This is a genomic window from Microbacterium sp., assembly GCF_003248605.1.
GTDB lineage: Bacteria > Actinomycetota > Actinomycetes > Actinomycetales > Microbacteriaceae > Microbacterium.
On record NZ_QFPF01000109.1, the window covers coordinates 1 to 9309 of the forward strand.

A 9309-nucleotide genomic window follows, 5' to 3' on the forward strand; every position below is an offset into this window, starting at 1 on the left:
TCCTCGGTGTGCAGCTCGCGGTCTTCGGTGTCTACATGGGCGCGTCTTTCGCGCCGAACCACAAGGGCATGCCGATCATCGCCAAGGACGCGAAGCTGGACTTCTTCAGCAAGCAGGTGCGCACCTCGCGCAACGTCTCGGGCGGTTGGTGGGCCACCTGGCTCATGGGTGGCCTGAACTACCAGGTCGAGCACCACCTGTTCCCCAACATGCCGCGCCCGCACCTGGCCAAGGCCCGAGAGATCGTGCGCGAAGCCTGCGTGAGCTTCGACGTGCCCTACACCGAGACCACTCTGTGGCGCTCGTACGGCATCGTCATCGCCTACCTCAACCGAGTCGGCCTCGCGGCGCGCGATCCGTTCGAGTGCCACATCGTGTCGCGCTTCCGCAAGGCCTGACCCGGCTTCAGGGGCGGCCGGGGCCACCCTGACCGCCGCCGCCCATTCCGCCGCCCATCGTTCCGGTGAGCTCACCGGCGGTCGCGGTGGCGGCCGTGCCGCCCGCGCTCAGGGTGTAGGTCGATCCGGATGCGACGCCCGCCGCCGAGACGATGACCGACGCGGCGGATGCCGGAGCCACGACGCTTGCGAGCGTGGTGCCCGCGGTATCCGTCAGGACGAGCTCGTCTCCCTCGGCGGCCGCCAGTGAGAACTGCGCCGCGCTCTGCCCCGCGTCGGTGGGCACGCTGGGGCTGCCGCCGAGCGCGACCAGCGTCCCTCCCGAGATCTGGATGCCGCCGTCGGCATCGATCGCGCCGTCCCCGCCGGCGGCGGGCCCGGCGGCCACGACGGTTCCACCGGTCATCGTCCAGGTTCCGTTGACGTCGATGCCGTCGCCGCCCCCGGTCGCCGTGAGGGTGCCGCCGCTGATCAGCAGAGTCATCGCGGCGCTGCCGGTGTCGGGTGACGAGACGTTCAGCGCGTCGTCGTCGGCGACCACCGACGTCTCCCCGCCCGAGATCTCGATCTCGCCCGCTTCGAGTCCCTCGACAGCGCGCGCGACGGTGTTCACGCCCGCCGAGATCACGAGCTGGAGCTCGGCGTGCACCGCGTCGTCACCGGCCGAGGCCGTGAGCGTCGCACCCGCGAGGTGCGCGTAGGCGTCGGTGTTGATCGCGTCGGCGCGTCCAGGCCGTCGTCGCCCGCGTCGACGGCGATGGTCCCGCCCTCGATGAGGATGTATCCGCGCTCGGCGTCCTCCTCGTTGTCGGATTTCAGACCGTCTCCGCCTGCCGTGACCTCGAGGTCGCCGTCGCGGATCACGAGGTAGTCCTTGCCGCGGACACCGTCATCGACAGCATCCACCTCGATCGTTCCCGACTGGATGACCAGGCCGTCGGCGCTCGCGATGCCGTCATTGCCGTTGCCGTGCACCGAGAGCGCACCGGTGCCGGTGATGGTGAGGTCGGCGGCGCTGTACAGCGCGGCGTTCGCCTCGGCGTCGTCGGCGTAGGACGAGGCGTCGCTGAGCGTGTTGGTGGAGCCCTCGGCGAGGACGATGACGGCCTCGCCGGCCGCGACGACGTTGATGGCCGCGCCGGCGGCGTTGGTGATGTCGACACCGTCGAGGACGAGGGTCACCGTGCCCTCGGCCGCGCTGTCGACCACGAGCGAGCCCGTGAGCGAGCCCGTGAGCAGGTAGGTGCCGGCACCGGTGATCGTCACGGTCGACCCGTCGACGCCGACACCCTCGCCGTCGGCGCTCGCGCCGTCGCCCTCGAGCGCGATCTCGATCGCGTCGGCGGTGTCGTACTCGGCGTCGCCCGCGTCGTCGTGCGTCTCCTGGTTCGCGGCGATCACGTCGGCGGCGCTCTGGTGCGCGTCGCTCGATCCGGTCAGGGCGCTCGCCGCGCTCGAGCTCTCGGCGGCCTGCGTCGAGCTGTCGTCGCTGACGACGACGGCCGGCTCCGCGGCGGTGGCGCATCCGGCGAGCACGATCGCGGCGGCCACCGGCAGCGCGAGTGCGGCGGCGAAGCGGGCGCGGCGCCGTGCCTGAGCGGACGGGGCGGTGCGGGGTGCGGCAAGGGGGCGGGGGGTGAGCATGGTGTGTACCTCTGTTCGGTCGAATCGAGAATCGGGTGAGGGTGGCGGATGCCGTCAGGCGTTGCGGAAGTGGGAGTCGAGCACGCGTCGCCACTTGTTGGCGGGCAGGTCGGAGCGCAGCGCGGCGAGCCCGGTGCCGTACTTCGAGAGCGTTGCGGGACGGATGCCGTGGGCCCAGAGGGCGCGGTCGGCCGGTCCCGCGGACCTGCCCGACTTCGTCTCGACGATCACGGCGTCGGGCAGATTCAGCGTCGACCCGGATGCGGCATCCACCCATCCCAGGTCGATGTCGATCGTCATGCGGGAGGCGTCGCGCCCGCCCGCGGTCGATGCGTCGGGGACGTGGGCCGGCAGCAGCAGGGTGACTCGGCGGTACCGGGTGGTCAGCTCACGGCGCAGACGCGGGGCGATGGCCGCCCCGGCGATTCCGGCCTCGGTGAGCACCCCTTCCGCGTACGCCGTGCCCTCGGGATCGAGGTGACGGGCGTCGGAATCCGACACGTCGACGCGGTCCTTGACCGTGAGAGAACGCCCGCCGCGGGTCTTGACCTCGAGGAACGCGACCTGGGAATCGACGTATCGCCGCGGGCGGACCTTGAACTGGCGCCGCCGGCCCCGCGCGGCGCCGAAGAAGCTCTGCAGATCCGGGGTGTCGAAGTAGTGCGAGAGGTAGCGGGGGGCGTGTTCGCCGAGGTGCTCGAGCACGCGGGTGTCGGAGGGCAGCGCCCGCAGGACGGACGCCAGAGCGCACGCGGGGAGGATGTACTTGCGGTCGACGCGGGTCTGCAGCTCGGCGTGCGCGTTCAACTCGGCCAGGTCGATCGTCCGGAATCGCTCGAGCGAGTGCAGGGCATGCGCGGGGCTCACGCGTTCACCTGCTCGCGCATACGGTGCCAGTCCTGCGCCGGCGTTGACACGCCCGGGGTGGCCGCGTGTTCGCCGGGGAGGCCCGGGCGCGCAAGGGCGTAACGCACCGAGACGGTCGTGGTGTCATCGACGAGGTCGATCGCGCGCACGTCGAGGACGAGGATCCGAGAGCCCAGCAGGTGTTCGACGTGAGCCCGAAGCGCCGCCTCATCGGTATAGGCACGATCGATCGTGAGCGTCTGCTCCCGGTAGCGCTGCAGCATCCATCGGCTGTCGACGATCGCCAGCACCCCGACCACGAGGGCCATGAGGCCCGCGGCGCTCGTCAGTGACGCCACCGCCGTCTCGGCGGTCGCCGCCGCGGCGGTCAGTCCCGAGATCAGACCCAGCGCGAGCGCGGCGAAGTAGTAGGCCACCTCGGTCTGCTCGATCTCGCGCGAGCGCAGGCGGATGATCGAGAGCACGCCGAAAAGACCCAGCCCGAGGCCCGCGCCGACGGTGCCGGTGCCGAGCACGAGCGAGACCGCGAGCACGCCGACGTTGACGCCGACGAATGCGACCGCGAGGTCGCGGCGCCGGTTGCGGGGAAAGTAGATCGCGAACGCGAGCACGCCGATGGCGACGAGGTCGAGCGCGATGACGATGAGCTGAAGCATGGGTCCTCCTGGGGTGATGGATCCACGGTGCGGCGCGACGCTATGTGGCGGCTATGCGTGCCCGCAGCGCCACTGACGAATGACGCGGGATGCCGTCGCCCGGAGCCCGCGCGTGTGGGTCGCGCACCCGGGCGCTAATCTCGAGGGAGGGGGTGCAGTGAGCCCGAAAGCCTCGTCCGATGCTCCGGAAGCGGTCGATTCCGCGTCCGGGGCCGCGGCGCGCGCGAAGCGACCCAAGGTCGCCGACGTCGTGGCGGAGGGGCTGTACATCGCGGTCGCGACGACGCGGCTGTCGCTGAAGAACCGCATCCTGATGGACACGATCGCCGGCGGCGAGGGGTACGACGTCGATCGCTTCCTCCCTGATGCCCGGGCGGCCCTGCTCTCGCTCGCCGACGAGGCCGATGAAGCCGCCGATCGTGTGCGGCGCGAGGCGCGCGACGCGTGGCGCCGGTTCGCCGACCCGGACGGCACGCACGACTACGGCAGCCGCGATGTGCGCAACCTCCGCCGCCGCCGCCGCCAGTCGCGCAAGGTCGCGAAGGAGCTGCGGGCTCGCGCCGACGACGAGGACGCCCTGCGGCAGATCGTCGTCGCCGCACGTGATGCGGCGTGGCAGGAGCTTGCGGCGAACATCGACCGGACGCTGCGGGTGGAGGCGGCGCGGCCCGACCTCGAGCCCGACTACGCGAGGATGCGCGAGGCGCGCATGCAGTCGCTGCGCCTCGTGGATCTCGCTGCTCTCTCCTCGCAGCAGCGCCAGCGCGCCAAGGTCCGCGGTGACCAGAGGGCGCCGGACGACGCGCCCGGCGAGAGCGACTGACGCCTCGATTTCGTCGCGGCGCCGGGCGTGGGGTATTCTGGTCGCTGGCCTGCGCAGGATTCTGCGGCGGCCATGCGCCCGTAGCTCAATGGATAGAGCATCTGACTACGGATCAGAAGGTTAGGGGTTCGAGTCCCTTCGGGCGCACACTGTGTTGAGACAGTGACCACGAAAGCCCCCGGTTCGCCGGGGGCTTTCGTGGTCACTGTGATCGGCGCGCGCTGCGGCGCTGAATGGGAGGTATCTCCAGATGCGGCACTGCCCGCAGCATGAACTTGTCGAAATCGGGGACCGTGAATGCGGCGTAGCCATGCTCCGGCGTGTAGAGCAGACCCATCTCGATGAGTTCGGCCCGCGTGGGGCCAAGTTGCGTCGAATCGCGTTCTAGAAGTCGCGCGACATCGGCGGCCTTTTGCGGTTCAGGACCCAGCTGTGCCATCGCCCTCACGTAGGCGGTCTGCAGCGGGGTGGCGCGGTCGAGGCGGACGCGAAAAAAGGAACTGTCGAGCTTGGCTTCGTATGCTTCACGCGCGAGCGCGACATCTTCCCGCGAGACCCGGTTGCCGCGTGCAACGGTCCAGACCTGATAGCCCAGTTCCTGGATGAAGTAGGGATAGCCTCGCGTGATCTCCATCGCGAGATCGACCGCGTCGCCGTCGAACAAGGCGCCTTCGGCGGCGGCGGGTTCGGTCAGCGCCCGTCGGGCATCGTCGCCGTGCAACGAGTCGATCTTCGGGAACTTGAAGAGTCGCTCGGCGTAGGACTTAGCATCGCCGGCGAGTTCGGCGATCTGGGGGAGTCCGGCTCCGACGAAGGTCACCGGCACGCTTCGCTGCACCGTCTTGTGAATCGCTTGGATCAATGCCTCGAGTTGTGGGGCCGCGAGAAACTGAACCTCATCGATCAGAACGACGACACCCTTATTCACCTCTGCAGCGGCCTCTCCGATGGCGACGAGTACGTCGGTGAGGTCCATGCCGAGGTCTCCGTGATCCCCCAGACCTTCGGCTGGGGGGATGTCCCACGACATCGACCACATCCCTTGCTGATCAACGGAGACGGCGAATGCGCTGAGCACCTCGGCGGCGCGTTGGGCCCGAGATGTCCAGCGAGCACGTGGAGAAAGGCGAAGCAACGCAGCCTTCAATTGAGAGAACATCGTCTGACGGAATCGGGCATCGTCGTGTTTGCTCGCTTCGAATTCGACAACTTCCCAGCCGACGCCCGTCGCGATCTGTTCGAAACGATTGAGGAGGACCGTCTTGCCTACACCGCGCAGGCCGGTGATGATCATCGACTGCTCGGAGCGTCCTCGCTGCAGGCGCCGGAGGAGGATCTCGAATGATGCGGTCTGATCATCACGCCCGATCAGGACCTCGGGGCTGGCACCTGCATTCGGGGTGTACGGATTATCGAGGTTGTCCACCGCAAGATCTTAGCATTCTTAGTTCGTTTTATTGAGATACGAAAAAGCAGAATAAAGGCTCGAACATGTTCCGGCTCAGCGATCGAGCGTGGCGAAGCGCCGGATCGACAACGGCACGAAGATCAGCAGCAGCACGACGATGCCGGCGATGACGGTGGGGATCGGATGCTGCGCCGGCCAGGCGTCGCCGACCGGTGTCCCCTCGGGCACGTTGCCGAAGAGCTGTCGCGCCGAGGTGACGAGCGCGGTCACCGGGTTCCACTCGGCGAAGATCCGCAGGGGAGTGGGCAGGCCTTCGCTGGGCACGAACGCGTTCGAGAGGAACGTGAGCGGAAAGAGGATGAGGAACGAGGCGTTGTTGATCACCTCCGGGCTGCGCACGATCATGCCGAGGTAGGCCATCAGCCACGAGAAGGCGTAGGAGAACAGCAGCAGCAGGAGCACGCCCGCCGCGAACTCGAGCGGCGAGGAGGTCACCCGCCAGCCGACGACGAGACCCGTGAGCATCATCACGGCGAGCGAGAGCAGGTTGATGACGAGGTCGCCGGTGGTGCGCCCGATCAGCACGGCGGCGCCGTTCATCGGCAGTGTGCGGAAGCGGTCGATGATGCCGTCCTTGAGATCCTGCGCCATCGCAGAGCCCGAGTAGGTCGAGCCGAACACGATCGTCTGCGCGAAGATCCCCGCCATCAGGAAGGACGTGTAGTCGCCGCCGGGCACCGGAATCGCCGAGCCGAAGACGAAGGTGAACAGGAGCACGAACATGATCGGCTGGATCAGGGTGAACAGCAGGATGTCGGGCACCCGCACGATCTTCTTGAGGTTCCGCCACGTCGCGATCGCACCGTCGGAGAGGAATCGGCGTAGCGCGCTGCCCTCGGGAGCGCGGAGTAGACCTGGAGCGGTGCGCTCCGTGCGGGTCGACGCGCCGGTATCGGTCATGCGGCACCCTCCGTCTCGTCGTCCGTGCCGGTGGCGTGACCGGTGAGCTGCAGGAACACATCGTCGAGCGTGGGCCGGCGCATCCCGGCATCGTGCAGCGCGATGCCCTGCGCCGTGATGTCGGCGACGATCGCGCCGAGCCCCGATGCCCCTTCGGTGACGGGGACGACCCACGTGCGTTCGCCGCCGGCCGCGACCGGCCCGGACCCGTGCCGCGCGAGGACCTCTCGAGCGCGCTCGGCATCGGCGTCATCGACCAGGGTGATGGCCACGCGCTGGCCGCCGACGGATGACTTCAGCTCGTCGGCGGTGCCCTCGGCGATGACTCTTCCGCTGTCGACGATCGAGATCGAATCGGCGAGACGATCGGCCTCTTCGAGATACTGCGTCGTCAGCAGCACGGTGGTTCCTCCGGCGACGAGCGATTCGATGACCTCCCAGAGGGCGAGTCGGCTGCGCGGGTCGAGGCCCGTCGTGGGCTCGTCGAGAAAGAGCACGGGCGGGTTGATCACGAGCGCGCCGGCGAGGTCGATGCGCCGGCGCATTCCCCCCGAGAACCCCTTGACGGGGCGATTCTGCGCCTCGACGAGATCGAAGACCTCGATGAGCTCTCGCGCACGCTGGGCCGAGACGCGATGGCCCAGGTGGTAGAGCCGTCCGACCATGTAGAGGTTCTCGTATCCGGTGAGATTCTCATCCACCGCCGCGTACTGCCCGCTCGCACCGATCATGCGGCGGATGGCGGCGGGATCGGCGAAGACGTCGACGCCGCCGATGCTCGCCTCCCCCGAATCCGGGCGGATGAGGGTGGTCAGCACCTTGACGGCGGTGGTCTTGCCCGCACCGTTGGGGCCGAGGAGGGCGGTCACGCTCCCCTCCGCCACGGCGAGGTCGAGCCCGTCGAGCGCGCGCACGACGGCGGCGCCCTTCGGCCGGTAGGTCTTCACGATCTGGTGCGTCTCGATGAACGCCATGCGTGGATGCTACCGCCGCTCGGACGTCAGGGGGTCGATGTCTAGCAAACGAGCCTCGCCGTGGCAACCCCGCACCTCATATAAGCCTCGGGAAGGTAGGACAGAGTCGTGAAGAGAATCATGTACGCGGGCAGTGAGCTCCTCACGGGAGACGCGATCGCGGCCGCGGTGATGCGATACAGCAAGGCGCTTGCCGACGCCGACGCCGCCGAGACGATCGAGATCCCCGTCGTGAAGGCTGACGGATCCCGAGGCGCTGCCACGATCCTCGTGGGGCCGGCAAGTCAGATCGTCGCTGTGGACGGCGAAGGGAGCGGTGACGAGATGGAGGACCCCGAGGTCGTGGCCGGGCTCGACGAGAAGACGCGCCGACTACACCCGGTCGCGAGGACGGAGGAGGACCCGGACACTGTGGATGACTGGATCTCCGAGTACTGAGCGTGTGATCGTCATCCCCCCAGCGCCTCCCGCAGCGCCCAGGCGTCGCGGACGGCGTTTCCTCCGCCGTCGTTGTTGAAGTACGCGTAGACGTCCTTTCCTTGCTGCTGCCACTCGCGGATCCGGTCTGCCCACCACGCCATGTCCTCCGCCGAGTACGAGCCCGCATAGAGCGCATCCGGATCCGGGCCGTGCAGTCGGACGTACACGACCTGCGCGGTCGCCCGCAGCACGCACGGCAGACGCGCCCCGCTCATCACGCAGTACGCGCTGTGATGACGCTCCAGAATCGCGAAGACCTCATCGTCGATCCATGAAGGATGCCGAAACTCGAGCACGGGGCGCATCCATGCCGGCACCCGCGCCAGGAACCATGTGAGTCTGTCGTCATCGCGCTGCATCGTCGGGGGCAGTTGGACGAGCAGCGGCCCGCGGCGGCCCGCCAGCTCGTGCAGGCCCGCCGCCATACGGTCGAGCCACGCCTCGGGCTGCAACAATCGCCGCGCGTGCGTGAGGCCGCGCGGGGCCTTCACCGCGAGCTCGAATCCCGCCGGGAGTCTCGTGCGCCAGGATGCGAAAGCGGAAGGTCGCGGCCAGCGGTAGAAGCTGGCATTCAACTCCACGGTGTCGAACGAGCCGACGTATCGCGAGAGGCGCTCGTGGGACTTCGTCTCGGGGGGATAGAGGACGCCATGCCAGTGCGCGTAGCTCCAGCCGGACGTGCCGATTCGGGGTTGCACGTCACATCTTCCGCGCCGGCTGGGCCAGAGCGGCGATGGCGGCGTCGAAGAGGAGGGTCTGAGCCACCTCGACTGCGCGGTCGTATCGTTCGCCCTCCAGAACGACGTACACGGCTCCGACCACGTCGATGAAGCCGACGGTGTCGCAGGAATCGAAGACCCGATAACGCAGGATGTCGACGAGCTCCCAGCTGAGCGCACCGGGGTTGGTGGCGTCATCGACGGGGCGGCGCGGCGGCAGCGACTTCAGCGTCTCGGCCGCCGCGAATCGCGGCGACGCCTGCCGTCGTCGATGCGATTGCCGCGTGTCGATGGTCATGCTGGTCCTCCTCGGGACTCGGTCGCCGGTCGGCGACGGGTCGTGACCGCGTCGCCGGCATCGGCGGTGCGGGTGCCGCGCT

12 protein-coding genes and 1 tRNA gene are annotated in these 9309 nt (G+C 68.7%); 4 read left to right on the plus strand and 9 right to left on the minus strand.

The genetic code is table 11. The features are described 5' to 3' along the window. A partial coding sequence (locus DI573_RS12480; RefSeq protein WP_292814761.1) for a fatty acid desaturase occupies positions 1-398 on the plus strand: 398 nt, incomplete at its 5' end. A gap of 7 nt (positions 399-405) precedes the next feature. On the opposite strand, the gene DI573_RS12485 is transcribed toward DI573_RS12480, so the two are convergent. From DI573_RS12485 to DI573_RS12500, 4 genes are read right to left on the minus strand one after another with little or no spacing between them, the layout of a single operon-like run. Continuing rightward, positions 406-1047, minus strand: a complete 642-nt coding sequence (locus DI573_RS12485; protein ID WP_363331365.1) for a hypothetical protein — start codon at positions 1045-1047, stop codon at positions 406-408. Next, the gene (locus DI573_RS12490; protein ID WP_292814763.1) at positions 1023-2042 is read right to left on the minus strand and encodes a carbohydrate-binding domain-containing protein; all 1020 of its coding nucleotides are present in this window, start codon (positions 2040-2042) and stop codon (positions 1023-1025) included. The genes DI573_RS12485 and DI573_RS12490 overlap by 25 nt, the downstream gene beginning before the upstream one ends. A gap of 54 nt (positions 2043-2096) precedes the next feature. Further along, a complete protein-coding gene (locus DI573_RS12495) occupies positions 2097-2909 on the minus strand; it encodes a polyphosphate polymerase domain-containing protein (protein WP_292814765.1) in 813 nt (270 codons plus the stop codon). After that, entirely contained in the window at positions 2906-3565 is a 660-nt protein-coding gene (locus DI573_RS12500) for a DUF4956 domain-containing protein (RefSeq protein ID WP_292814767.1), read from the minus strand. The genes DI573_RS12495 and DI573_RS12500 overlap by 4 nt, the downstream gene beginning before the upstream one ends. A gap of 157 nt (positions 3566-3722) precedes the next feature. Here DI573_RS12500 and DI573_RS12505 point away from each other — a divergent pair, with 157 nt between their 5' ends. Further along, entirely contained in the window at positions 3723-4388 is a 666-nt protein-coding gene (locus DI573_RS12505; RefSeq protein ID WP_292814770.1) for an asparagine synthase, read from the plus strand. A gap of 74 nt (positions 4389-4462) precedes the next feature. After that, positions 4463-4535, plus strand: a tRNA-Arg gene (locus tag DI573_RS12510). Between the two features lie 55 nt (positions 4536-4590). Here DI573_RS12510 and DI573_RS12515 read toward each other — a convergent pair. The 3 genes from DI573_RS12515 to DI573_RS12525 form a co-directional block, all read right to left on the minus strand. After that, entirely contained in the window at positions 4591-5814 is a 1224-nt protein-coding gene (locus tag DI573_RS12515) for an ATP-binding protein (RefSeq protein WP_292814772.1), read from the minus strand. 75 nt (positions 5815-5889) lie between these two features. Next, positions 5890-6756, minus strand: a complete 867-nt coding sequence (locus tag DI573_RS12520) for an ABC transporter permease (RefSeq protein ID WP_292814774.1) — start codon at positions 6754-6756, stop codon at positions 5890-5892. Further along, entirely contained in the window at positions 6753-7730 is a 978-nt protein-coding gene (locus tag DI573_RS12525) for an ATP-binding cassette domain-containing protein (RefSeq protein WP_292814776.1), read from the minus strand. The genes DI573_RS12520 and DI573_RS12525 overlap by 4 nt, the downstream gene beginning before the upstream one ends. Before the next feature lie 108 nt (positions 7731-7838). Here DI573_RS12525 and DI573_RS12530 point away from each other — a divergent pair, with 108 nt between their 5' ends. After that, positions 7839-8168, plus strand: a complete 330-nt coding sequence (locus DI573_RS12530; protein ID WP_292814778.1) for a hypothetical protein — start codon at positions 7839-7841, stop codon at positions 8166-8168. A gap of 11 nt (positions 8169-8179) precedes the next feature. Here DI573_RS12530 and DI573_RS12535 read toward each other — a convergent pair whose 3' ends face one another. Then, complete coding sequence (locus DI573_RS12535) at positions 8180-8908, minus strand: DUF72 domain-containing protein (protein WP_292814781.1); 729 nt, start codon at positions 8906-8908, stop codon at positions 8180-8182. A gap of 1 nt (position 8909) precedes the next feature. Beyond that, complete coding sequence (locus DI573_RS12540) at positions 8910-9227, minus strand: hypothetical protein (RefSeq protein WP_292814785.1); 318 nt, start codon at positions 9225-9227, stop codon at positions 8910-8912. Between the last annotated feature and the right edge of the window lie 82 nt (positions 9228-9309).